The following is a 23,619-nucleotide window of genomic DNA, read 5'->3' as shown; positions in this document are numbered from 1 at the left end:
ATTTAGACGGGTTCGCTCCGTTCACCGCGTCGCGGTGACGTCTTTTTCCCTACCGGCCTCCCTCACCATGTCCCAGTTCCTTGCCGTTGGACTGTTCGAATATGACGCCAGCCGTGCCGAATGGCGGGGTGACGCAGCCTGCGCCGCCATGCTGGAGCGGGACGCCGAACGGCTCGCCCGGGGCCTGCCGCTGGCCGAGCTGGTGGCCGACTTGCAAAGCCGCACCGCGGCACCGGCAGGGCTGCTGCCCGGTGCCGGTGAGCGCTGGGAGGCCTGGCGCCTGGGGCAGGATGGCAAGGCACGCTACCTGCAGTTCCAGCGCCGCGAGAGCGGTGGCGTGCTGCTCGACGTCACTGCCCAACGCCGTCACGAAGCCGAGCTCTGGCAGGGGGAGGCCTTCAAGCGCAGTGTCATGGTCTGCAGCGTCGACTGCATCAAGCTGATCGACCTCGAAGGTTGTCTGGAATACATGAACCCGGGCGGCCTGGTGGTGATGGAGATCGACGACTTCGTGCCTTTCCATGGACGGTCCTGGGCTGATCTCTGGCCGCAAGAGCAGCGCCACGAGGTGTTCGCCGCCATCGAGGCGGCACGCCAGGGCGGCACCGGTCGTTTCACTGGCCTGGCGCCCACCGCCAAGGGCACCCGCCGCTGGTGGGACGTGGTGGTGACGCCGATCCTCGGTGACGACGGCCTGCCGCTGCAGTTCCTCTCCATCTCCCGCGACGTGACCGAAACCGTACACGCCCGCGAGGCGCTGGACGAACTCAATCGCAACCTGGAGGTACGCATCGAGGCACGCAGCCAGGAGCTGCTGGCGCTGGAGGAAGAGCTGCGCCAGGCGCAGAAGATGGAGGCCATCGGCCAACTCACCGGCGGCATCGCCCACGATTTCAACAACCTGCTCACCGGCATCGTCGGCTCGCTCGATCTGATGCGGCGGCGGGTGCAGCAGGGGCGCATCCAGGAGCTGGAGCGCTACCTGGACACCGCCACCCGCTCGGCGGAGAACGCGGCGGCCCTGACTCAGCGCCTGCTGGCCTTCGCCCGTCGCCAGGTACTGGAACCCCGGCCGGTGGACGCCGGCCAGCTGGTGCAGGGCATGCACGAACTGCTGCGCCATAGCCTGGGCCGCAAGATCCGCAAGGAAGTCCAGCTGGACGAGGACCTCTGGCTGCTGCACTGCGATCCGCACCAGTTGGAAAACGCCATTCTCAACCTCGCCATCAACGCCCGGGACGCCATGCCCGAGGGCGGCAGCCTGAGCATCCGCGTGGGGAACGTCCAGGGACCCCTGAGCGTTGCCCTCTCGCCCGAGACGCTGGAGGGCGACTTCGTCCGTATCCAGGTCTGCGATACCGGTACCGGGATGGACGCCGACACCCTCAAGCGCGCCTGCGAACCCTTCTTCACCACCAAGCCCAGTGGTCGCGGTACCGGCCTCGGTCTGTCGATGATCTACGGCTTCGTCCGCCAATCCGGTGGCCAGGTGGAGATCCATTCGGTCTTGGGCGAGGGTACCTGCATCAGCCTCTATCTGCCGCGTTTGCTGGCCGAGCCCGTGGTGACCATGCCACTTCGCGCTGCCGAAGGCTCGGAGCTGCCGGAGGTGTCCGGTGACTGCGCCCTGATCGTCGAGGAGGAGCGGGAGGTGCGGGTGATCATCAGCGAGGCCCTCGCCGAGCTGGGCTACACCCCCCTGGCGGTGAGCGACAGCGCCACGGCCGTCGCCCTCATCGCCTCGGGCAGCCTGCGCATCGACCTGCTGGTGACCAGCCTCGGCCTGTCCGGGCTGGATGGCCGGCAACTGGCCGAACAGGCGCGCGCCACCACCCCCGGCCTGCCGGTGCTCTACCTGTCCGGCCAGGCCGATCCGGCGATGCTGCCGGAGCTGGCCGAGGAGGGCGTCGAACTCATCGGCAAGCCCTTCGGCCTGGACGAACTGGCGCGCTGCGTGAAGCGACTGCGCCCAGGCGTCTGAGCCGCCGCGGCGAACTGTCGCGGCCCTCCAGGGTCGATCCTTTCGTGTCGCAACGCCCGTTGCGACTGCTGTCGTGTCGACAAGAAAAGGAGCGCTTCATGAAACGCCTGCCACCTGCGCCGCCCGCGCGGATGCTCGTCCTGTCCCTGTCCATCGCCTTCCTCGCCGCCTGCGCCCACGAGGGCAGCAAGCCGGAAACCCCGACCTGGAGTTGGCGCGACGCCAGCAGCGCCCGCGCCGTGCCGCCGGACCAGGCCTATCCCGAGCTGTTCGTCGCGGTGCAGCAGGGCAAGCTGTTCAGCGACCAGAAGCATTTCGTCGACGCCCTGCCCAAGCGCAACCCTGCGGACATCCGCCGCGACTACCTGGCGCAACGCGACCAGCCCGGCTTCGACCTCAAGGCCTTCGTCGCCACCAACTTCGAGGAATCCGCGCCGATCAAGGCCGACCCACCCAAGGCCGGCGCCGACCTGCCCACCCACGTGAAGGACCTCTGGCCGGTGCTCACGCGCCACTACGAAGAGGTGCCGGCCTACAGCAGCCTGCTGCCGTTGCCCAAACCCTACGTGGTCCCCGGCGGTCGCTTCCGCGAGGTCTACTACTGGGATTCCTACTTCACCCTGCTGGGCCTGGCCAAGGATGGACGCACCGATCTGGTCCGCGACATGGTGGACAACTTCGCCAACGAGATCGACGTCTACGGCCACATCCCCAACGGCAATCGCAGCTACTACCTGAGCCGCTCGCAGCCGCCATTCTTCGCCTACATGGTCGACCTCCAGGCCAGCCTGGAAGGGGATTCGGCCTATCGCCGCTACCTGCCGCAGCTACAGAAGGAATACGCCTACTGGATGGCCGGCGCCCAGGGGCTCCAGGCCGGCCAGGCCAATGCCCATGTGGTCAAGCTGGCCGATGGCACCCTGCTCAATCGCTACTGGGACGCCAGCGATACCCCGCGCCAGGAGTCCTACATGGAGGACCTGGCCACCGCGGCCCAGGCCAAGGGCCGTCCCGCTGGCGAGGTCTATCGCGACCTGCGCGCCGGTGCCGAGAGCGGCTGGGACTTCTCCTCGCGCTGGCTCGGTGACGGCAAGACCCTGGCGACCATCCGCACCACCGCCATCGCTCCGGTGGACCTGAACAGCCTGCTGTATCACCTGGAGCAGACCATCGCCAAGGCCTGCGAGAAGACCGGTGAAGCCAGCTGCGTCCAGGCCTACAGCCAGAAGGCCAAGACCCGCCAACAGGCCATCGACCGCTACCTGTGGAATCCGGCCGGCTACTACACCGACTTCGACTGGCAGGCCAAGCGCCGGACCGACAAGGTCACCGCCGCTACCCTGTTCCCGCTGTTCGTCGGTCTCGCCAGCCAGAGCAGCGCCGACCAGACCGCGGCCACGGTCGCGAACCAGCTGCTGCGTCCCGGCGGCATCGCCACCACCACGGTCAAGACCGGCCAGCAGTGGGATGAACCCAACGGCTGGGCACCGCTGCAGTGGGTCGCCGTCGACGGCCTGCGTCGCTACCAGCAGAACAGGCTGGCCGCGGACATCGGCACCCGCTTCCTCACCCAGGTGCAGAACCTCTATGCCCGGGAACAGAAGCTGGTGGAGAAATACGACCTCACCGGCGGCCAGGGCGGCGGCGGCGGCGAGTACGAGCTGCAGGACGGCTTCGGCTGGACCAATGGCGTGACGCTCAAGCTGCTCGAGCTCTATGGCAAGCCGCAATCCGGCGCCCTGTGAGCCAAGGAAAAGGTCCGCGACGGCGGACCTTTTCGTGAGGGGGGAGTCCGGCTGCCCCAACGGTGCCCAGCCTGATCCCGGAACCCACCGATCAGCTTTCCGAAGCTGATCGGTGGGGCAGTGTCATCGCTGCCACCGAATCCGCCCTCTCTCCCTTTGGGAGCGGGCTAGGGTGAGGGAAACCAGGCTCCGGACATCCGATATCACAGCGGATCCACCGGTGGCGCATCGTCCTCGTCGGCGGGCAGCTCCGCCGGGTGCAGGCCATCGGGATCTTCATCCTCTGGCAGCGGCATGATGACGTTCATCAGCTGTACTCCGGATTGCGTGGATTCTTCTGCGGCAGGCGCTCCTCGACCGGCTTTTCTGCCGGATCCTCGCCTACGGGCTCTTCGGGATCGGGCGCGATGTCCGGATCGATGTCCAGGTCGTCGGGGTTTTCCTTGATTTGATCGTTCATGTGGCCTCCGCGAGTGGTTGTTAAGCCTTGGGCAGAGCCCTCCATGCGAAGTTCGCCACCGGCGATCAGCGATAGCCCCGCGCCTGCAGGTCGAACAGCTGGGCATAGCGGCCACCACCGGCCAGCAACTGCTCGTGATCCCCTCGCTCGCGGATCTCGCCGTCTTCCAGTACCAGGATCTGGTCGGCGTTGCGCACGCTGGAGAAACGGTGCGAGATCAGCAGGGTCATGCGCTGCTGCGCCTGGGCGCGGAAGCGTTCGAAGATCACCGCTTCGGCGGCGGCATCCAGCGCGGCGGTGGGTTCGTCCAGCACCAGGATGTCGGCCTCTTCACGCATATAGGCCCGCGACAGGGCAATCTTCTGCCACTGCCCGCCGGACAGCTCCTGCCCACCCATGAACCAGCGGCCGAGTTGCGTCTGGTAGCCCTCGCGCAAGCCGGCGATGACCTCGTCGGCCAGGCCCTGGGCCGCCGCCTTGTGCCAGCGTGCCTCGTCGGCGAAGGCGGCCGTATCACCCACGCCCAGGTTTTCCCCGGCGGTCAGCTGGTAGCGGATGAAGTCCTGGAAGATCACCCCGATGCGCCGGTGCAGGGCCGCCGGCTGCCAGTCCTGCAGGTCGCTGCCATCGAGCAGGATGCGGCCCTGGGTCGGCGCATGGAGGCGAGTCAGCAGCTTGATCAGGGTGGTCTTGCCCGAGCCGTTGGCGCCCACCAGCGCCAGGCTCTGGCCCGGTGCCAGGTGAAAGCTGATGTCCTTCAGAGTCGCTGTCGTGGCGCCCGGGTAGGTGAAACCGACCCCCTCGAATCTCAGGCCGTCGCCGGGCTGGCTGCCCGCGGTCAGGCTGCCTCCCTCGGCGGTGGTCGGCTGGCCGAGATAGTCGTAGAGGTTGCTCAGGTAGAGGCTATCCTCATAGAGCCCGCCGAGGGCGGTAAGGCTGGCGCTGACCGCGGCCTGGCCCTGGCGGAACAGGGTGAGGTAGAGGGTCATCTGGCCCAGGCTCAGGCGACCGCGCACGGTGTCCAGCACCACCCAGGCATAGGCGACGTAGAAGGCCAGGGTACCCAGCAGGCCGAAGACGAAGCCCCAGCCGTCGCGTCTGAGGGTGAGGCGCCGGTCCTCGGCATAGAGCTTGGCGAAGGTGCTGCGGTAGCGCTCCAGCAGCAGCGGCGCGAGGCCGAACAGCTTGACCTCCTTGATATAGGCCTCGTGGGAGAGCAGCGTTTCCAGGTAGGTCTGGCGGCGGGTCTCGGGCGCGCGGCGACTGAACAGACGGAAGGCGTCACCCGAGAAGCGCGCCTCGGCAAGGAACACCGGCAGGGCACCTACCACCAGCAGGAGCAGGGCCCAGGGCGAGAAGTGCACCAGCAGCACGGCGAAGCTCACCAGGGAGATGAGGTTCTGCAGCAAGGTGAGGGACTTGGTCACCAGGGCCAGCGGCCGCACCGAGGCCTCGCGCCTTGCTCGCACCAGCTTGTCGTAGAAGTCGGCATCCTCGAACTGCGCCAGCGACAGGGTCTGGGCCTTTTCCAGGATCAGCAGGTTCACCGTTTGCCCCAGGCGTACCCGCAATAGCGATTGCTGCACCGACAGGAGTCGTTGCGCTGCGGCGAGGGCCGCCAGCACCCCGGCTTCGGCCAGGACGAATTTCAGCACCGGCCACAGCGGCGCCTGGCCTTGCTCGGTATGCAGCCGCATGGCCGCCACCACCGCATCGACGATGCGCTGCCCCAGCCAGGCGGCCAGCGCCGGCAGCAGGCCCGCCACCAGGGTGGCCAGTACCAGCCCGATCAGCAGGGCCGGCGAAGTGCTCCAGACCAGGCGAGCCGCGCGGCGCATCTGCAGTTGGACGATGGCGAAAGAGGTGGAGAGGGCCATGAGGAGATCTTCGACGGAGGTCAGCGTTAGTGGGGGCGTCGGGCGCGACGTTCCCGACGGTATGGCAAAAGGCTTACACGAGGTGCTGTCACCTGGCCATGTTCGCCTCGACGCGGGTTGCGTACTCTACTTCCATCAGCCGCGCAGGATGCGCAGCCCAGAGGTCAAGGATGATGACCAGGCCAGGATGGCGCCTGACAGGACGTTGGGATGGTCGCAACAGAGAACCCGCTTCGGCGGGTTTTTTGCTGTCGCTCATCCTCCATGTGAAGGAGGCACGACGATGGCCCAGGCAGCACAGTGCGGACGCTTTCTCAGGAGATCTTCGCCATGCACTCGCTGTCCAACCGGAGCGGTGCAGAATCACTATCAAGAAGTGCCGGGACGCTCAGCCAGCCACGCGATTGCGCCCTGCGGCCTTGGCCGCGTAAAGCGCCTGGTCGGCCGCCTCGGTGAGGTCGTAGGCGGTCATGCCAGGTTGATGGGTCGCCACGCCGAGACTCAGAGTGATCGGGCGCCGTGACCAGGGATGCTGGGCCACCACCAGGCGACAGCGCTCGGCCACCTGCTGGGCAGCCACGCCATCGGCACCCGGTAGCAGGATGGCGAATTCCTCGCCGCCGTAGCGGAAGCTGGCGTCGCCATCCCGGCAACTCTGCAGCAGCAGGCGGGCGATGTCCTGCAGGGCGGCGTCGCCTACGGGGTGCCCATAGGCGTCGTTGTAGGCCTTGAAGTGATCCACGTCGATCAGCAGCATGGACAGCGGCCGGGTACCTTCCTCGGCGCGCTGGAGCTGTTCCGCCAGATGCAGGTCGAAGGCGCGACGGTTGTAGAGGCCGGTCAAGGCATCCGTGACGCTCCGCTGCTCGGCGGCCTTCATCATGTCCAGCAATTGCCGCTGGGAGGCTTCCAGCAGGTGCTGCTGCTCGATATGTTCGGTGACGTCCACCGAGAGGCCCGCCAGGGCGATACCGTGGCGGGTTGCCAGGGGAAACTTGTAGGACTGCCAGAAGAAGTGGCGGCCATCGGGGGTGACGAGGCGCTCGATCTGCCGGCTCGGCTTGAGTTCGCGCATCACCTGTTCGTCCATCTCGCGCAGGCGGGGCGCGGCCTCCGGCCAGAGGGTGAAGTCGTCCTTGCCGAGAATGTCGTCGCGCGTCAGCCCCAGCTGTTGCAGGCAAGGTTCGTTGACATAGGAGTAGTGCCAGTCGCGATCCTTGATGTAGGCGACGAAGGGGCCATTGTTCATGAAGGCGGAAAAATTGATATCCAGCTCTTCCAGCCGATTCAGGGTTTCGCGCTGCTGCAGCAATAGCGTGATCTGCCGTGCCAGGCGCTGCAGGCTCTCGATCTGGTCGGTCTCGAAGCGCCGTACCCGGTCGTCCAGTACGCAGAGCGTGCCGAGGGCGATGCCCAGGGGGGCGAGCAGGGGGACCCCCAGGTAGGCCCGCATCCTCTCCATCCCTGGCGCCACCGCAAGGTGAGCGACACGGGGATCGCTGCGCAGGTCTTCCACGATGAAGGGCTGCCGAGGTGTGAGGATCGCCAGGTGACACAGCGAAGACTCGACCGGAACCTCGTTCATCACCAGGCCCTGGCAGGCCTTGAACCAGAGCCGATCCCGATCCGCCAGGGTGACGAAGGCCACCGGCGCTCGGGTGAGCTGGCAAGCCAAGGCCACGAGATCCTCGTAGGCGGACTCCACGCCACTGTCGAGAATCCGCAGCTCACTCAGGGCGTGGAGACGTCGGGCGTCGTCGAATGGGGTCATGCAAGCTCGCGAGAACGGTGTCCTGTCTGGAGCATAGTACCCATGCCCGGCCAGGAAAGCCGCACCGGCTGCGCAAATCGTGGCGAGATCTGCGCAACGGCGAGCCCGCCGGGCCCCTCTATCGCCGCGGTTGCAGCAGGAGGGCGACCAGGGCACTCCAGCCGGTCTGGTGGGAGGCGCCGAGCCCGCGGCCGTTCTCGCCGTGGAAGTATTCGTGGAACAGCACCAGGTCGCGACTGCGCGGGTCGTTCTGCAGTTGCGGATAGTCCACCATGCTCGGCCGCTTGCCGTCGGCATCCTTGAGGAAGAGCCGGGTCAGGCGCTCGCTGAGGCCAACGGCGACCTCTTCCAGATTGGCCAGGTAGCCCGAGCCACTGGGGTATTCCACCGAGAAGTTGTCGGCGTAGTAGCGGTGGAACTCGTGCAGCGACTCGATGAGCATGTAGTTGATCGGCATCCATAGCGGGCCGCGCCAGTTGGAGTTGCCGCCGTACAGGCGCGAATCCGACTCGGCCGGCTGGTAACGGGCGCTGAGCAGGTTGCCGTCGGCCTGGCGCATCTCGAAGGGCTGCTGCTCGTGGGCCTTGGACAGGGAGCGGATGCCGTAGTCCGAGAGGAATTCATCGTCGTCCAGCATGCGCTTGAGCAGCAGCTTGGTGCGATGGCCGCGCAGCAGCGACAGCAGGAATCTATTGCCCTGGCCGGGTTCGGTCCAGCGGGAGACCAGGCGGGCGAGATCCGGACGCTGCCGCAGGAAACCGCGCAGGCGACCGCCCAGGCCGGGCAGGCCCTCGTGTTCGCGCTGTTCCAGGACCTGCACGGCGAACAGCGGGATGAGACCGACGATGGATCTCAGGCGCAGCGGCTCGGCGCTGCCATCCGGCTTGTGCAGGACGTCGTAGAAGAATTCGTCCTGCTCGTCCCAGAGGCCGTCCTCACGATCGTCGCTGTGGTTGATGGCGTTGGCGATGTGCAGGAAGTGCTCGAAGAACTTGATGCCGAGGTCGACGTAGACCGGGTTTTCCTTGGCCAGCTCCAGGGCGATGCGCATCAGGTCGAGGGCATAGGCGGCCATCCAGGCGGTGCCGTCGGCCTGGTCCAGGTGATAGCCCGGCGGCAGCGGCGCCGAACGGTCGAACAGGGCGATGTTGTCCAGGCCGAGGAAGCCGCCCTGGAAGATATTGCGGCCCTCGGCGTCCTTGCGGTTGATCCACCAGGAGAAATTCAGCAGCAGCTTGTGGAAGACCCGCTCGAGGAAGACGCGGTCACCGACGCCGGTGAGGGATTTCTCCTGCAGATAGACGTGCCAGGTGGCCCAGGCGTGCACCGGCGGGTTGGCGTCCTCGAAATTCCACTCGTAGGCCGGCAGCTGGCCATTGGGGTGCATGAACCTGTCCTTCACCAGCAGCAGCAGTTGCTGCTTGGCGAAGCCGGGATCGATCAGGGCATAGGCCACCGCCTGGAAGGCGAGGTCCCAGGAGGCGTACCAGGGGTACTCCCACTTGTCCGGCATGGAGACTATGTCGAAGTTGAGCAGGTGCCGCCAGTGGCCGTTGCGGATGCCCTCGCGCTGTTTCGGCGGAGTGGGTTGGGCGGGATCGCCGTTGAGCCAGCGATTCACCTCGAAATAGTAGAGCTGCTTGGACCACAGCAGGCCGGCCAGGGCCTGGCGCTGCACCAGGCGGGCGTCGGGGTCGGCGATCTTTTCCTGCAGGGCGGCGTAGAAGGCATCGGCCTCGGCGATGCGCTCGGCGAAGATCGCCTCGGCATCCACCGCGAGGGCGCTGGTGGGTGCCAGGCGCAGGTAGACCACCGCCGTGGCGCCGCCGTCCAGTTCCACGGCGAAATGGGCCGCGGCCTTGCTGCCGAAGTCACGGCGGACCGCTTCTCGGGCGCCCTTGACCACGTAGTCGTTGATGCCGTCCTTGAAGGGGCCCTCGGCGGGCTCGCCGGTGAGACGGGGCAGGTTGGTTTCGTTGTTGCAGAACAGCCACTCGACGTCCTGCGGGCCCCAGGCGCTGACGACCAGGTCGGGCCGGTCGAAGTAGCTGGCGCGGACCTGCTCGCCTTCCAGGCTGAGCATGGAGCGCGGCGGGGTCCCGGTCCAGGCCCAGGTGTTGCGCGACCAGACCTGCGGCAATACATGGAGGCGGGCCCGTTCGGCGCCGCGGTTCTCCATGGTCACCCGCATGAGGATGTCGTCGGGGGTGTGCTTGGCGTATTCGACGGTGACGTCGAAGTAGCGGTCCTGCTCGAAGACGCCGGTATCGAGGAGCTCGTATTCGCGATCCTCCAGGCCGCGCCGGGCGTTCTCTTCCACCAGTTGGGCATAGGGGAAGGCCGCATGGGGATACTTGTAGAGCATCTTCTGGTAGGCATGGCTCGGCACGCCGTCGAGGTAGAAGTAGAGCTCCTTGACGTCCTCGCCGTGGTTGCCTTCGGCGTTGGTCAGGCCGAACAGGCGTTCCTTGAGGAAGGGGTCGCGTTCGTTCCACAGGGCGATGCCCAGGCACCATTGTTGGGCCTGATCGCAGAAGCCGGCGAGACCGTCCTCGCCCCAGCGATAGGCACGGCTGCGGGCATGATCGTGGGGAAAGTAGCGCCAGGCATCGCCGTCGGCGCTGTAGTCTTCACGGACCGTGGCCCACTGGCGTTCGCTCAGGTAGGGGCCCCATTGGCGCCAGGCGGCGGCGTCGCTGTCGGCCAGGCGCTGGCCTTCACGGGTATGCAGGATGCCCGGGGCGGGATGTGCCGTCATCGTGTCTCCAGAGTCAGGTAACGGTTAGGGCTCGAGAATAGAACACCATTGTGGCGTGCAAAGGCTCTCGCTGGCGCGTCGTTGCACTTTTAGTGCCTGATGGCGCTGAAAAATTCACGTCCTTGCGGTTTCCGTCACAGCACTGCGCCTGGCGTACCCAGCGACCGATCCGGGGCGAAAAAAAGCCCCACGCCCGGATCGGGGTGGGGCTCGTGCGTCTGGCGCGACCCGGCGGGGGAGCCGGGTCGACAGGCGATCAGAGGGCCATGTCGTTGGCGGCCTTTTCCGCGCGCGGAGCGGCACCGGCAGTGGCCTTGGCATCGGCGTTCTGGGCAGCGGTGGCGACCGGCGGGGTAGCCAGTTGCAGCACCTCGGCGGTGTAGTTCCACTCCTGCTGCACGCGCGCGGGATCGCTGTTCAGCTTGGTGCCGTAGCTGGGCACGATCTGGTGCAGCTTGGCCTGCCACTCGGGTGTGGCGACCTTGTCCTTGAACACCTTCTCCAGCACGCTCAGCATGATGGGCGCGGCGGTGGAGGCACCCGGGGAGGCGCCCAGCAGGCCGGCGATGCTGCCGTCCTTGGCCGCGACGATCTCGGTGCCCAGCTTCAGCACGCCACCCTTGTCGGCGTCACGCTTGATGATCTGCACACGCTGACCGGCCTGCCACAGGCGCCAGTCTTCCTTCTTGGCATTGGGGAAGTATTCGCGCAGCGCCGCCAGGCGGTCGTCATCAGACAGCATCAGCTGGCCGGCGAGGTATTCCACCAGCGGGTACTCGGCCACGCCCACGCGGACCATCGGCCAGGCGTTGTGGGTGTTGGTGCTGGTCAGCAGGTCGAGGTAGGAGCCCTGCTTGAGGAACTTGGTGGAGAAGGTGGCGAAGGGCCCGAACAGGATCACACGCTTGCCATCGAGCATGCGGGTGTCCAGGTGCGGGACCGACATCGGCGGCGCGCCGACCGAGGCCTTGCCATAGGCCTTGGCCAGGTGCTGCTGGGCGATCGCGGGATTGTCGGTGACCAGGAAGGAACCGCCCACCGGGAAGCCGGCGTAGTCGTTGGCTTCGGGGATGCCGGACTTCTGCAGCAGGTGCAGGGCACCGCCGCCGGCGCCGATGAAGACGAACTTGGCGTCGGTCTCGGTCTTCTTGCCGTCCTTGAGGTTCTTGTACTCAACGCGCCAGCTGCCATCGGCATTGCGGGTGATGTTCTCGACTTCGCTGGACAGGTTCAGCTTGAAGTTGGGCTTGGTCTGCAGGTAGCCGGCGAACTGGCGGGTGATCTCGCCAAAGTTCACGTCGGTGCCCAGCGGGCTCCAGGTGGCGGCGACCTTCTGCTGGGGATCACGGCCTTCCATCATCAGCGGGACCCACTGCTTGATCTGCGCCGGGTCCTCGGAATACTGCATGCCGGAGAACAGCGGGCTGGCCTTGAGGGCTTCGTAGCGCTTCTTGAGGAAGGCGATGTTGTCGTCACCCCAGACGAAGCTCATGTGCGGGGTGCTGTTGATGAAGCTCTTCGGGTCCTTGAGGACGCCGTTCTTCACCTGCCAGGACCAGAACTGGCGGGACACCTGGAAGGCCTCGTTGATCTCGATGGCCTTGGAGATGCTGACCTTGCCGTCCTTGTCTTCGGGGGTGTAGTTCAGCTCGGCCAGGGCGGAGTGGCCAGTACCGGCGTTGTTCCAGCCGTTGGAGCTTTCTTCGGCGACCTGGTCCAGGCGCTCGACCATTTCCATGGTCCAGCTCGGCTCCAGCTCGTTCAGCCAGATGCCCAAGGTGTTGCTCATGATGCCGCCGCCGATCAGCAGGACGTCGACTTTCTTGACGTCGTCCGCGTGGGCGGTGCCCAGGGCGGAAGCGATAGCCACGCCGAGCAGCGCGCCAGTCATTTTCTTCAACATGTGGTCTCTCAATCGATAGAAGCTGGGGTCTGCTTATCGAGTTTCGGTGCGGTGCGGCACCATGGCACATGGGTGGATGTGCGCTGGGCAAGGCAGAATGCAGCCGGAACACGCAAGGGCAGGTTCTTGTCCCTCCCCCCGCCCTTCTCTCGTGAGTCACCGGAAGGGTCGGAGCAAAAACGCGATACGCGCTCAGGCGGCGGCTTACCGAAGACGAAGGTCTCGGGAGCGGCTGCGTGCGCATGCGTTTTTGTTGCCGGGTATTTTAAAGGGAAGGATGTCGCGTGCCTAGCCCGGAATAAATCGTATTTGGCTATTAGCCTTTGGTCTAATCCGGTCGCTTCCGATCCGAAGGGCGCTTTCCAAGGGCGTTCGCACGGCCGATGCTGGCGCTTCGCTGGCTGGATGCCTGGCCTTTCCTGGGCCGCCGCACGCCGACGAAACTGGCCGGAAAGCCGCCGAAGGGTCGCTTCCCGGTCTTTTCAGGGTATTGATATCCGTCGGCGGGCCTCCGCTCGAAGGGCCCAAGGGGCGCTTCAGACGAAGCGCCAGGCCAGGAAACGGCTTTGCTTCTGGCCCTGGGCCATGGACACCACCCGAATCTCACTGGCCTGCTCGCGCCGCAGCGCCGCCTGTAGCAGGGGCAGGTTGCTGGCCCTGGAGACCAGGCAGGTGAACCAGCCGACCTGGCTGGCGAAGGTGCGACTCTCGTGGATCATCCGCTCGATGAAGGCCGCCTCGCCACCGGGGCACCAGAGTTCGGCCGCCTGGCCGCCGAAGTTGAGCAGGGGCGCCTGCTTGCCGGTGGTCTTGCCGAGGTTCTTCCATTTGCGTTTGCTACCGCGCACGGCATCGTCGGGGCTGGCGTGGAAGGGCGGATTGCACAGGGTGGCGGCGTAGCGCTCGCCGGGCTGCAGGATGCCAGCGAAGATCGCCTGGGGATCGGGCTGCAGGCGCAATTCAATGGCGGCAGCGCAATCCGGATTGGCGGCGAGGGTGCGCCCGAAGGCAGCCAGCGCCGCAGGGGCGATGTCACTGCCAACGAAGTGCCAGCCGTATTCCTTGAAGCCGATCAGCGGATAGACGCCGTTCGCCCCGGTGCCTACATCCAGCAGCCGGACCGCTCCACCGCGCGGAAGCTGGCTGCCGTTGCCTTCGGCCAGCAGGTCGGCCAGGTGGTGCAGGTAGTCCGCCCGGCCGGGAATCGGCGGGCAGAGGAAGTCGGCGGGGATGTCCCAGTCGCGTACGCCATGGTGCGACGCCAGCAGGGCGCGGTTGAGCGCGCGCACGGCCTGGGGATCGGTGAAGTCGATGGACAGATTGCCCCGTGGCGTCGGCGCCACGAACGGCTTGAGCGCGGGACTCACCCGCATCAGCGCTGGAAAGTCGTAGCTGCCCTGATGGCGATTGCGGGGATGCAGGGGCGCGGGGCGGCCAGGCAGGGGACGACGGGGCGAGGTCATGGCGACGGGCAGGGTGGAAAAGGGGGCGGCAGCCTAGCACAGCCGCGCCCCTGGACTCACGGGGGGACTCACGCCGGCGTCGGGGCATCTTCTGGCAGCACACCGATCTCGCGCAGGTTACGCCAGAAGGCGGCGGGAATGGGCGCGCGTAGCAGTTCGGCGTTCTGCCGCGCCCGCTCCGGCTTGCTGCTGCCAGGGATGGTGGCGGCCACCGTGGGATGGGCGAGGCAGAACTGCAGGGCCGCGGCGCGGATGTCCACCCCGTGATCGCGACAGACACCCTCGATCAGCTCGACCTTGCGGCGCAGCGCCGGCTCCGCCTCGGCATAGTTGTAGTGCTTGCCGCCGGCGAGCAGGCCGGAGTTGAAGGGCCCGCCCACTACGATGCCCACGCCCCGGCGTTCACACTCCGGGAAGAGGGTGTCCAGGGCTTCGCGGTGGTCCAGCAGCGAATAGCGACCAGCCAACAGGAAGGCGTCGGGATCGCTTTGCTCCAGGGCGAGGCGGCAAGGCTCCACCAGGTTGACGCCCAGGCCCCAGCCCATGATCAGGCCTTCTTCGCGCATTTCGGTGAGGGCCTTGGCCGCGCCCTGCATGGCCTGGGCGAAGTAGTCGCGCCAGGCCGGGCCGTGCTGGTCTTCCGAGAGATCGTGAATCCAGACCAGGTCGAGGCGGTCGGTCTTGAGCCGTTCCAGACTGGCTTCGATGGAGCGGCGGGCGCCGTCGGCGGAATAGTCGAGCACGCGCTTGAAGGGCAGTTCGTTGACGAACGGCGGGGCGTTTTCCGGCTGATCGGCGGGTTCCAGCAGGCGGCCGACCTTGCTGCAGAGGACGAAGTCGTCGCGTGGCTTGTCGGCCAGCACTTCGGCGAAACGGCGCTCGGACAGGCCGGCGCCATAGTGCGGCGAGGTGTCATAGAGGCGGATGCCGGCGTCCCAGGCGGCTGCGAGAGTCGCTCGGGCGTCGGCGTCGCTCACCTCGTGGAACATGTTGCCCAGGGGGGCGCCGCCGAAACCCAGGGAGGGGATGTCGATACGCATGGGAAGTCTCCGGATGGTGCGTGTCTGCATCCCGACCGACGCTCCCGAGGTCCTGTTCCCCTAGTCCGCCGGACGTAGCAGGGCCACCTCGTCGGCCGTCAGAGAGCGATAGCTGCCTTCGGCCAGCGCCGGATCCAGGGCCAGGGCGCCGATACGGTCGCGGTGCAGGGCGATGACCTCGATGCCGAAGCGGCCGAACATGCGCTTGACCTGGTGATAGCGGCCCTCGACCAGGGTCAGGTAGGCGCTGCGCTCGCCCAGCAGCTCCAGCTGGGCGGGCTGGGTGGTGAGGTCTTCGTAGGCGAAGTACAGCCCTTCGGCGAAGGCCGCGACCAGCTGCGGCGGGATGACCTCGGCGGTGGTGACGAGATAGCGCTTGGTCTGCTTATGGCGCGGGTGACTCAGGCCACGCGACCACTGGCCGTCGTTGGTCAGCAGCAGCAGGCCGGTGGTGTTGAAGTCCAGCCGGCCGGCCAGGTGCAGGTCGGCGCGCTCCTCCGCCGCTAGGCAGTCCAATACCGTGGCATGGCGGGCGTCGACGGTGGCGCTGACGCAGCCGCGCGGCTTGTGCAGCATCAGGTAGCGACCGCCGGGGCCGTCCTGCAGCAGGCGGTCGTTGGCCTCGATGCGGTCGAAGGCGAACACCTCGCGCGCGGCCTGCAGGGTGGTGGCGCCGTTGACCCTTATCCGGCCTTCCGCGAGCAGGCGGCGGGCCAGCTGGCGGCCCAGCTCGGATCTATTGCCCAGCCAGCGATCCAGGCGCATCAGCCGTTCTCGGGCCTGACTCCCGCCGCGCAGGCCGGGCACAGGCAGCGTTGATGGCGCTCGTCGTCGGGCAGGCGCGCCAAGGCCGCCGGATCGACCGGTGCCTGCAGGCACCAGCAATCCTGGATCTCGCCGCCCGCGGCCAGCACGCAGCGATTCGTACCGCCGCACAGGGGGCAGCGGGTGGGATCGAAGGGCGTGGGCGCTGCAGTCATGGTGATCTCGTCGGGCGAAGCGGGCGGCAGAGTACCGGAAATTGCGACCTGGATAACGTCTCCTGCGCCGGATGTCTGCGTACTGTCGCATCCGGAGTGCAAGCTGCATCCAAGGTTCTGTACGAAAAGTCGCCGAGCGAAGGTCAGGCGAGGCGAAAAAGGCTGAGGAAGCGGAGTTTACGAGTGGTAAATGAGCATTCCGAGGCCTTTTTCAACGAAGCATCACCGAGCGCAGGCAGTTTTCGTACAGGACCTAGCTCCGATCATCGGACCACTGAGGAACCCATGACAATAACGGCACTGCGCACCCTGATCCGTACCCTCATTCCCGGCACCCTGCTGGTCAGCCAACTGGCCCTGGCCACCGAGGCCGACGTCGGCCAGACCCTGGCCCGCCAGGCCGGCATTCCCTGGCCGGCGGTGATCGCCCATCGCGGCGCGTCCTTCGATGCCCCCGAGTCCACCGCTCCGGCCTACCTGGTGGCGCGGGAACTGGGCGCGGACTATCTCGAACTCGATCTGCAGCGCACCAAGGACGGCCAGCTCATCGCCCTGCACGACGACACCCTCGAGCGCACCACGGACGTCGCCAAGCGCTTCCCGGATCGCGCCAAGGCGCCGGTCAGCCAGTTCACCCTGGCCGAGCTCAAGTCGCTGGATGCCGGCAGCTGGTTCAACCAGGCCCATCCGGACCGTGCCCGCCCGACATTCGCCGGACTCAAGATCCTCACCCTCGACGAGGTCATCGATATCGCCGAGGGCGGGCGCAACAAGCCGGGTCTCTACATCGAGACCAAGCAGCCCAAGCTGTTCCCCGGTATCGAGCGCGATCTCAAGGCCAAGCTGGCACAGCGCGGCTGGCTCGGCCAACCCAAGGCCGGCGCCACGGGCGTAGCGGCCATGCCTGGGCGGGTGATCCTGCAGACCTTCGAGAAGAGCAGCCTTGAGCTGTTGCAGAAGGAGATGCCGACGACGCCGAAGATCCTGCTGCTGTGGCTGGGCGACGACTACATCCCGGCCAAGCCCGGGCCGAGCTACGCCGAGTCGGGCGAGGCCAGCAAGGCGGCCTACTATGCCAAGCAGCAGGTACGCTCCGAGGGTGACTTCACCGCCTGGGTGGAATGGGCCAAGGCCCATGGCGCCATCGGCATCGGCCCGTCGGCGGCGCTGGAGGAAGGCGGCGACCAGAGCTACGCTGACCTGGTGAAGCCCTGGATGAACGACGTGGCCCACGAGCGCGGCCTGCTGGTGCACGCCTATACCGTGGATTCGGCGGTGGACTACGCCCGCCTGGCGCCGCGTGGTGTGGATGGCTTCTTCACCAACCGCAGTGCCGAACTGCTGAAGTTCTACCAGCGGCCGGTCAAGCAGGAGCCGGGTGCGCTGCTCAAGCAACTCGGTTATTGAGCCCGGACGGAGAGGCCTGGGGTCTCCCCGTCTTAGAGCCTGTTCAAAATCTGCTGCGCGTCGGCCAAACCGCGTTGAAAATGGCCTGGGTCGCCAGCCCGGTCGGAATGCTCATTTACCACTCGTAAACTCCGCTTCCTCAGCCATTTTCGCCTTGTTTGGCTCTAGCTCGCGAGATTATGAACAGGCTCTTAGAGCGGCCAACAAAACTACTGCGCGTCCGCCAGACGGGCGCGTGCAGTGCTCGGAATCCTCATGTACCACTCGTACACTCGTGCGCGAGCCCGGTGCGGTTCCTGCGCGCCGCGCGCACCCGCCTGACAACCGCTCGCTACGTTTTGTTAGCCGCTCTTAACCGGATGGACCTTCCACCATGCCCAGCGAACCCTTCAACGGCGCCAAGCTGGCGCTGCTCTGCGACGATCAGGTACTGGTCTATCAGCGTGACGACAAGCCGGACATCCCCTGGCCGGGCCTCTGGGATTTGCCCGGCGGCGGCCGCGAAGACGGCGAGACCCCGGAGCGCTGCGCCCTGCGCGAGCTGGAAGAGGAATTCGGCCTGGTGCTGGAGGAAGCCCGGCTGACCTGGGGCCGCCGTTATCCACCGCGCCAGCCCGGCTACCTGCCCAGCTGGCTGTTCGCCGGTGAGCTGCACCCGGCCGAGATCGCCGCCATTCGCTTTGGCGACGAGGGTCAGCACTGGCAGCTGATGCGCCTCGCCGACTTCCTCGCCCATCCCCAGGGTGTGCCCCATCTGCAGACGCGGGTGCAGGACTACCTGGCCGAACGCCAGGGCTCCTAGGACTTCGTCCGCGCCGCCAGCCAGGTCCGCCAGCCGCCGTGGACGGTGATGTCTTCGGCCCCGACGAGGCCATAGGGCTCGCAGATGAAGCCGGTTTCCCAGCTGCCGTCGGCCAGTTCCACCTTGCCCAGGCCGAGCGGGGCGGGGATGCCGGTGAGGAAGCTGCCCAGTTCGCTGCTGGGTAATTCCCAGACCTCCACCTCGATGGCCGCGCCATCTTCGGCGACCCGGACCATGCCCGGGCGTAGCGGCGGTCCGCCGGCCAGGGCGTAGAGGCGATAGTGCGGGGCACTCCGGGTCAGGGCCAGGCGCCGGGCGCCGCGGGCGAGGAGCTGGCCGTTGAGCGGCAAGCCCTGCAGATGGGCACCGCAGACCACCAGGCGCGCGCGGTCATGGCGGGCGGTACGGGCCGGCAGGCTGGCGCTCGGCCGCGCACCGCCCACCAGGGGCAGGTCCTGGGCCTCTTGCAGCGCCGCCGCCAGGCTCAGCAGGTACTGGTCGGTGAAGACCCGGCCGAACAGGGTCACGCCCCAGGGCAGGCCGTTGGCCATGACGCCCGCCGGCACGGCCACGGCGGCGTAGTCCAGCAGGTTCATGAAATTGGTGTAGTAGCCCAGGTCGGCGTTGCGGGCGACGGGCTCGGCGGCCAGCTCGGCCAGGGTGACCGGGCGCGGATAGGTGGGGGTGAGCACGCCATCCAGTTCGGCCAGCAGGGCATCGCACTGGGCTTTCAAGGCCTGCAGGCGATAGCCGGCGCGAAAGGCCTCCACCGCCGTGGCGCCGGGCGCCTTTTCCAGCACGGCGCGGATCACCGGCAGCACCGCGTCCGGCTCGGCCTCGATCAGGGCGCCGGCCACGCTGTAGCGCTCGGCCACCCAGGGGCCTTCGTAGAGCAGGCGGGCGGCCTCCAGGAAGGGGGCGAGATCCAGCGGCACGGCTTCGCCCCCCAGGGCTTCCAGGCGCGCCTGGGCCGCCGCGAATAGCGCCGGGCTTTCCGGGCAGCCGAGGAATTCCAACTGGGTCGGTACGCCGAAGCGGAAGGGCCGTGGGCGGCCGAAGGCGCTGGCGTCGTTCCACTGCGGATTGGCGCGGCTATAGGGATCGCGGGGATCGAGGCGGGCGGTGAGGGCCAGCAGTTCGCTGGCCTCGGCGGCCGTGGCGGTGAAGAAGGTCACGCAGTCCAGGGTCTGGCAGGCGGGCACCACCCCGGCGGTGGAGAGCAGGCCCTTGCTGCCCTTGAGTCCCACCAGGTTGTTCAGCGCCGCCGGGACGCGCCCGGAGCCGGCGGTATCGGTGCCGAGGGCGAAGCTGGCGACGCCCAGGGCCACGGCCAGGGCCGAACCGGCGCTGGAGCCGCCGGCGGGGTAGTCCGGGTGGACGCTGTTGCGGCAGGCGCCATAGGGCGAGCGGGTACCGTTGAGGCCGGTGGCGAATTGGTCGAGGTTGCACTTGCCCAGGGGCACGGCGCCCAGCGCGATCAGCTGCTCCACCAGGGGCGCGGAGCGCTCGGGCACATAGGCATAGGCCGGGCAGGCAGCGGTGGTGGGGATGCCGGCGAGATCGATGTTGTCCTTGAGGGCGAAGGGGATGCCGTAGAGTGGCAGCCCGGCTGGATCGCGGTCGTCCAGGGCGGCGAGATAGGGCTCCAGCTCGGCGGGCGTCAGCAGGTGGATGAACAGGTGGTACTCAGGGGCGAGCTGGGCGGCCTTGTCGCGCAGCGCGGCGATGAGGGCGCGCGGGGTGAGGGTGCCGGCGGCGTAGGCCGCGCGCAGGGTGTCGAGACGCAGATCGAATGTCATGGTGGCTTCCTTCAAGTCTTGTCGATCACCAGCAGGCGCTGGCCGGCGCGGACCGGCGAGCCGGGCTGGACGTGGAGGTCGGCGATGCGCCCGCGGCAGGGGGCGAGCAGCGGAATTTCCATCTTCATGGACTCCAGGATGAGCAGGGGTTGACCGGCTTCCACGAGGTCGCCGAGCTGTGCCTGGGCCTGCCAGAGATTGCCGGCCACCGGGCTTTCCAGCGCCAGTTGGCCGGCGGCGAGGGGCGTCTCCTCGGTAGGCTCGACCGGAGCCTCCTGGCTGTCGAAATGCGCCTGGCCGGAGTCGATCCAGCGTTGCCGCTCGGCGGCGAAGGCGCTTTGCTGGCGCGCGCGGAAGCTGGCGATGCCCTCGGCTTCGCGGGCGAGGAAGGCCTGGTAGTCGGCCAGCGACAGCTCGCTCTCTTCGATGCGCAGCGGCACGCGACCCAGGGGGAAGTCGGCGCGGATGCGCAGCAGTTCGTCCGCCGAGACTTCATGGAAGCGGATCTGGTCGAAGAAGCGCAGCAGATAGGGTTGGCCGTGGAAGGCTGCCACCTCGCGATAGCGATTCCACATCTGCAGGGTGCGCCCGACGAACTGGTAGCCGCCGGGGCCCTCCATGCCATAGACGCAGAGGTAGGCGCCGCCGATGCCCACCGAGTTTTCCGCGGTCCAGGTGCGCGCCGGGTTGTACTTGGTGGTGACCAGCCGATGGCGCGGATCCAGCGGCGTGGCCACCGGGGCGCCGAGGTAGACGTCACCCAAGCCCAGCACCAGGTAGCTGGCGTCGAAGACGATGCGCTTGACCGCCTCCAGGGAGTCCAGGTCGTTGACCCGGCGGATGAATTCCAGGTTGCTCGGGCACCAGGGGGCATCCTTGCGCACCGTGGTGGCGTACTTCTCGATGGCCAGGCGGCAGGCCGGGTCGTCCCAGGACAGCGGCAGGTGGACGATGCGCGAGGGCACCCGCAGATCCTGGGCGTCGCCCATGGCCTGCCAGCAGCGGGTGACCGCCGCCAGCAGCTCGGCCAGGGGCAGCGCCTCGGGCTGGTAGTGCACCTGCAGCGAGCGGATGCCGGGGGTGAGTTCGCACAGGCCGGACAGCGCCAGGGCGGCCAGGGCCTGCATCAGGCCGTGGCCACGAAAGCGCAGGGCCAGGTCCAGCTCGGGCGGGCCGATCTCCAGCAGCAGGTGGGTGTCACCGGAGAGCCGAGCCACCAGCCGCTCGGCGCCGCTGCCGAGGTCCAGCACCACCGGATCGCCCAGGTGCGGAATCACGGCGGTCGTCGCTACCGGCTGCAGCGTGCGTTCCTCGACCAGGCGGTCCTGTTGCAGGCGGCGGGCGGTCGCCAGGTCCACCGGCAGGAAGCGCACCCGGTCGCCGGCCTTGAGCTGGCCCAGTTGCCAGAGATCGGCCTCGATCACCGTGACCGGGCAGACGAAGCCGCCCAGGCTGGGGCCGTCCGGGCCGAGGATGACCGGCATGTCGCCGGTGAAGTCCACGGCGCCGACCGCATAGGGATTGTCATGGATGTTGGAGGGGTGCAGACCGGCTTCGCCGCCGTCTTCACGGGTCCATTCCGGCTTGGGACCGATCAGGCGCACGCCGGTGCGGCTGGAGTTGAAATGCACCTCCCAGTCGGTGGCGAGGAACAGCTCCAGATAGGCCCGGCTGAAGTAATCCGGAGCGCCATGGGGGCCGTAGATGACGCGCAGCGTGCGGGTAGCGGGCAGCCGGGTGGCCAGGGCCTCCGGCAGGCGGGCCCCGACCGCTGGATCGCTCAGGGGGTGCAGGTGCAGCACGTCGCCGGCGCGCAGGGCGCGGCCGCCGTGGCCACCGAACTGGCCGAGGGTGAAGGTGCTGCGGCTGCCCAGGTATTCGGGCAGGTCCAGTCCACCTCTCAGGCAGAGGTAGCTGCGTGCCCCGGCGCCCGTGACGGCGCCCAGTTGCAGCACGGCGCCGGCCGGCACCCGGAAGACGCTGTCCATGGCCTGGGGGTGGTCGTCCAGCAGGATCGCCAGGGGCGCGCCGGTGACGGCCACCACGGCGTCGGTGTTGAATCTGAGGGTGGGGCCGGCCAGGGTGATTTCCAGGGCGGCGGCGTCGCTGGCGTTGCCCAGCAGGCGATTGCCCAGGCGCAGGGCGCGGTCGTCCATGGGGCCCGAGGGCGGAATGCCCACCGCCCAGTAGCCGAGGCGACCGGGCGCGTCCTGCACCGTGGTCTGGGTGCCGGCGCTGAGCACCTCCAGGGTGGTCGCCCGATAGACGAGGTCTTCCAGGCAGCGGGTCCAGGGTTGACCCGAAGCGAAGGGCGCGGCGGCGAGGATCTGCCGCAGGTAGTCGCGATTGGTTTCCACGCCGTAGAGACGGGTCTCGGCCAGTGCCTGGTCGAGCCGTTGCCGGGCGGCGTCGCGGTCGGGGGCCCAGGCGATCAGCTTGGCCACCAGGGGATCGAAGTAGGGCGGGATCTCGCCGCCGGCTTCGACCCAGGTGTCCAGGCGCAGGGCGCGGCCGTCCGCCGGCGGGAAGTCGACCTGGGTGAGCAGGCCGGGACTGGGCTGGAAGTCGCGGCCCGGGTCCTCGGCATAGAGCCGTGCCTGGATGGCATGCCCCTGGGGGACGAGGCTGCGGGCGAGTTCGGCCAGCGGTGGCAGGTCGCCGGCGGCCAGCTCGATCATCCAGCGCACCAGGTCCACGCCCCAGACCTGCTCGGTGACCCCGTGCTCGACCTGCAGCCGGGTATTCACCTCCAGGAAGTAGAAGCGGTCGGCACCGCTGTCGTAGACGAATTCCACGGTACCGGCACTGCGGTAGCGCACCGCGCGGGCGAGGTCCAGGGCGGCAGCGCAGAGCGCCTCGGCCATGCCGGCGGGCAGGTTGGGCGCCGGGGTTTCCTCCAGCACCTTCTGGTTGCGCCGCTGCACCGAGCAGTCGCGCACGCCCAGGGCGAGCACCTCGCCCTGGCCATCGCCGAACACCTGCACCTCCAGGTGGCGCGCCCGCTCGATGTACTTCTCGAGGAAGACGCCGGCATCGCTGAAGTTGTTCTGGCCCAGGCGGCGCACCGCCTCGAAGGCGTCGCCGAGTTCGCTGGCGGAGCGGCAGACGCGCATGCCGATGCCGCCGCCCCCGGCGGTGCTCTTGAGCATCACCGGATAGCCGATCCGCTCGGCGGCGATGAGCGCCGCGGCCAGGTTCTCCAGCAACTCGGTGCCTTCCAGCAGCGGTACGCCCTGGGCACGGGCCAGGGCCCGGGCGGTGTGCTTGAGGCCGAAGGTGCGCAACTGCTCCGGGGTGGGGCCGACGAAGGCGATGCCGGCGGCTTCGCAGGCCTCGGCGAAGGCGGCGTTCTCGGAGAGGAAGCCATAGCCGGGGTGGATGGCCTGGGCGCCGCTCTGGCGGGCCACGTCGAGCAGCTTGGCGGTGTCCAGGTAGGTGGCGGCGGCCGCGCCTTCGCCGAGGCTGAAGGCCTGGTCGGCACCGCTGACGTGGCGGCTGGCGCGGTCCGCCTCGCTGTAGACGGCGACGGAGGCGACGCCCAGCTCGCGCAGGGTGCGCTGGATACGGCAGCCGATGGCGCCACGGTTGGCGATGAGCAAGGTGGTGAACATTCGAGGCGTCCTCGAAGGTGAC

General features: G+C 67.8%; 15 protein-coding genes and 1 other RNA gene. 5 read left to right on the top strand and 11 right to left on the bottom strand.

Annotated elements, in window-relative coordinates; genetic code table 11:
- Positions 1–67 precede the first annotated feature (67 nt).
- Together AR540_RS14580 and treA are read left to right on the top strand one after the other, a co-directional pair.
- Positions 68–1,981 (top strand): hybrid sensor histidine kinase/response regulator, encoded by a 1,914-nt coding sequence (locus AR540_RS14580; protein WP_059229927.1) that lies wholly within the window; start codon positions 68–70, stop codon positions 1,979–1,981.
- A 98-nt stretch (positions 1,982–2,079) separates the two neighbouring features.
- Positions 2,080–3,726, top strand: coding sequence for an alpha,alpha-trehalase TreA (treA, locus tag AR540_RS14575; RefSeq protein ID WP_059229926.1), 1,647 nt, complete (start codon positions 2,080–2,082; stop codon positions 3,724–3,726).
- A gap of 307 nt (positions 3,727–4,033) precedes the next feature.
- Here the strand turns inward: treA and AR540_RS25755 are convergent, their stop codons facing one another.
- From AR540_RS25755 to AR540_RS14535, 9 genes are all read right to left on the bottom strand, one after another.
- Complete coding sequence (locus AR540_RS25755; protein ID WP_177339239.1) at positions 4,034–4,186, bottom strand: hypothetical protein; 153 nt, start codon at positions 4,184–4,186, stop codon at positions 4,034–4,036.
- Between the two features lie 65 nt (positions 4,187–4,251).
- A complete protein-coding gene (locus AR540_RS14570; protein ID WP_059229925.1) occupies positions 4,252–6,063 on the bottom strand; it encodes an ABC transporter ATP-binding protein in 1,812 nt (603 codons plus the stop codon).
- Between the two features lie 388 nt (positions 6,064–6,451).
- Entirely contained in the window at positions 6,452–7,834 is a 1,383-nt protein-coding gene (locus AR540_RS14565) for a GGDEF domain-containing protein (protein WP_059229924.1), read from the bottom strand.
- Positions 7,835–7,952: 118 nt separating this feature from the next.
- Positions 7,953–10,592, bottom strand: a complete 2,640-nt coding sequence (locus AR540_RS14560) for an MGH1-like glycoside hydrolase domain-containing protein (RefSeq protein ID WP_059229923.1) — start codon at positions 10,590–10,592, stop codon at positions 7,953–7,955.
- Positions 10,593–10,848: 256 nt separating this feature from the next.
- Positions 10,849–12,495, bottom strand: a complete 1,647-nt coding sequence (mqo, locus tag AR540_RS14555; RefSeq protein WP_059229922.1) for a malate dehydrogenase (quinone) — start codon at positions 12,493–12,495, stop codon at positions 10,849–10,851.
- 536 nt (positions 12,496–13,031) lie between these two features.
- On the bottom strand, positions 13,032–13,958 hold the full coding sequence (gene rlmF / locus AR540_RS14550; protein WP_059229921.1) for a 23S rRNA (adenine(1618)-N(6))-methyltransferase RlmF: 927 nt from the start codon (positions 13,956–13,958) through the stop codon (positions 13,032–13,034).
- Between the two features lie 68 nt (positions 13,959–14,026).
- Complete coding sequence (locus tag AR540_RS14545; RefSeq protein WP_059229920.1) at positions 14,027–14,998, bottom strand: aldo/keto reductase; 972 nt, start codon at positions 14,996–14,998, stop codon at positions 14,027–14,029.
- Positions 14,999–15,058: 60 nt separating this feature from the next.
- Entirely contained in the window at positions 15,059–15,763 is a 705-nt protein-coding gene (locus AR540_RS14540) for a 16S rRNA pseudouridine(516) synthase (RefSeq protein WP_059229919.1), read from the bottom strand.
- Positions 15,763–15,978, bottom strand: a complete 216-nt coding sequence (locus AR540_RS14535; RefSeq protein ID WP_059229918.1) for a cysteine-rich CWC family protein — start codon at positions 15,976–15,978, stop codon at positions 15,763–15,765. The genes AR540_RS14540 and AR540_RS14535 overlap by 1 nt, the downstream gene beginning before the upstream one ends.
- Before the next feature lie 285 nt (positions 15,979–16,263).
- Between AR540_RS14535 and AR540_RS14530 the strand changes: the two genes are divergently transcribed.
- From AR540_RS14530 to AR540_RS14520, 3 genes are all read left to right on the top strand, one after another.
- Complete coding sequence (locus tag AR540_RS14530; protein ID WP_059229917.1) at positions 16,264–17,385, top strand: glycerophosphodiester phosphodiesterase; 1,122 nt, start codon at positions 16,264–16,266, stop codon at positions 17,383–17,385.
- Positions 17,386–17,640: 255 nt separating this feature from the next.
- A non-coding RNA gene (locus tag AR540_RS14525) (sX9 sRNA) lies at positions 17,641–17,732 on the top strand.
- A 26-nt stretch (positions 17,733–17,758) separates the two neighbouring features.
- Positions 17,759–18,187 (top strand): NUDIX hydrolase, encoded by a 429-nt coding sequence (locus AR540_RS14520; RefSeq protein WP_059229916.1) that lies wholly within the window; start codon positions 17,759–17,761, stop codon positions 18,185–18,187.
- Here the strand turns inward: AR540_RS14520 and atzF are convergent.
- Positions 18,184–19,986 (bottom strand): allophanate hydrolase, encoded by a 1,803-nt coding sequence (gene atzF / locus AR540_RS14515; protein ID WP_059229915.1) that lies wholly within the window; start codon positions 19,984–19,986, stop codon positions 18,184–18,186. The genes AR540_RS14520 and atzF overlap by 4 nt on opposite strands.
- Positions 19,987–19,997: 11 nt before the next feature.
- Positions 19,998–23,597, bottom strand: a complete 3,600-nt coding sequence (gene uca / locus AR540_RS14510; protein WP_059229914.1) for an urea carboxylase — start codon at positions 23,595–23,597, stop codon at positions 19,998–20,000.
- Between the last annotated feature and the right edge of the window lie 22 nt (positions 23,598–23,619).

Origin of the sequence: Pseudomonas sp. EpS/L25, from assembly GCF_001512295.1 — a bacterium.
Lineage (GTDB): Bacteria > Pseudomonadota > Gammaproteobacteria > Pseudomonadales > Pseudomonadaceae > Chryseomonas.
The sequence above is the reverse complement of the archived record's forward strand: the minus strand, read 5'-3'. Positions and strand labels throughout refer to the sequence as shown.

Bases quoted from the DNA above. Each gene is read 5' to 3' on its own strand.
- AR540_RS14530 (WP_059229917.1), top strand. From the start codon at position 16,264: ATGACAATAACGGCACTGCGCACCCTGATCCGTACCCTCATTCCCGGC.
- AR540_RS14580 (WP_059229927.1), top strand. From the start codon at position 68: ATGTCCCAGTTCCTTGCCGTTGGACTGTTCGAATATGACGCCAGCCGT.
- rlmF (WP_059229921.1), bottom strand. From the start codon at position 13,958: ATGACCTCGCCCCGTCGTCCCCTGCCTGGCCGCCCCGCGCCCCTGCAT.
- AR540_RS14540 (WP_059229919.1), bottom strand. From the start codon at position 15,763: ATGCGCCTGGATCGCTGGCTGGGCAATAGATCCGAGCTGGGCCGCCAG.
- treA (WP_059229926.1), top strand. From the start codon at position 2,080: ATGAAACGCCTGCCACCTGCGCCGCCCGCGCGGATGCTCGTCCTGTCC.
- AR540_RS14560 (WP_059229923.1), bottom strand. From the start codon at position 10,592: ATGACGGCACATCCCGCCCCGGGCATCCTGCATACCCGTGAAGGCCAG.
- AR540_RS14535 (WP_059229918.1), bottom strand. From the start codon at position 15,978: ATGACTGCAGCGCCCACGCCCTTCGATCCCACCCGCTGCCCCCTGTGC.
- AR540_RS14565 (WP_059229924.1), bottom strand. From the start codon at position 7,834: ATGACCCCATTCGACGACGCCCGACGTCTCCACGCCCTGAGTGAGCTG.
- atzF (WP_059229915.1), bottom strand. From the start codon at position 19,986: ATGACATTCGATCTGCGTCTCGACACCCTGCGCGCGGCCTACGCCGCC.
- AR540_RS14520 (WP_059229916.1), top strand. From the start codon at position 17,759: ATGCCCAGCGAACCCTTCAACGGCGCCAAGCTGGCGCTGCTCTGCGAC.
- AR540_RS25755 (WP_177339239.1), bottom strand. From the start codon at position 4,186: ATGAACGATCAAATCAAGGAAAACCCCGACGACCTGGACATCGATCCG.
- AR540_RS14545 (WP_059229920.1), bottom strand. From the start codon at position 14,998: ATGCGTATCGACATCCCCTCCCTGGGTTTCGGCGGCGCCCCCCTGGGC.
- AR540_RS14570 (WP_059229925.1), bottom strand. From the start codon at position 6,063: ATGGCCCTCTCCACCTCTTTCGCCATCGTCCAACTGCAGATGCGCCGC.
- mqo (WP_059229922.1), bottom strand. From the start codon at position 12,495: ATGTTGAAGAAAATGACTGGCGCGCTGCTCGGCGTGGCTATCGCTTCC.
- uca (WP_059229914.1), bottom strand. From the start codon at position 23,597: ATGTTCACCACCTTGCTCATCGCCAACCGTGGCGCCATCGGCTGCCGT.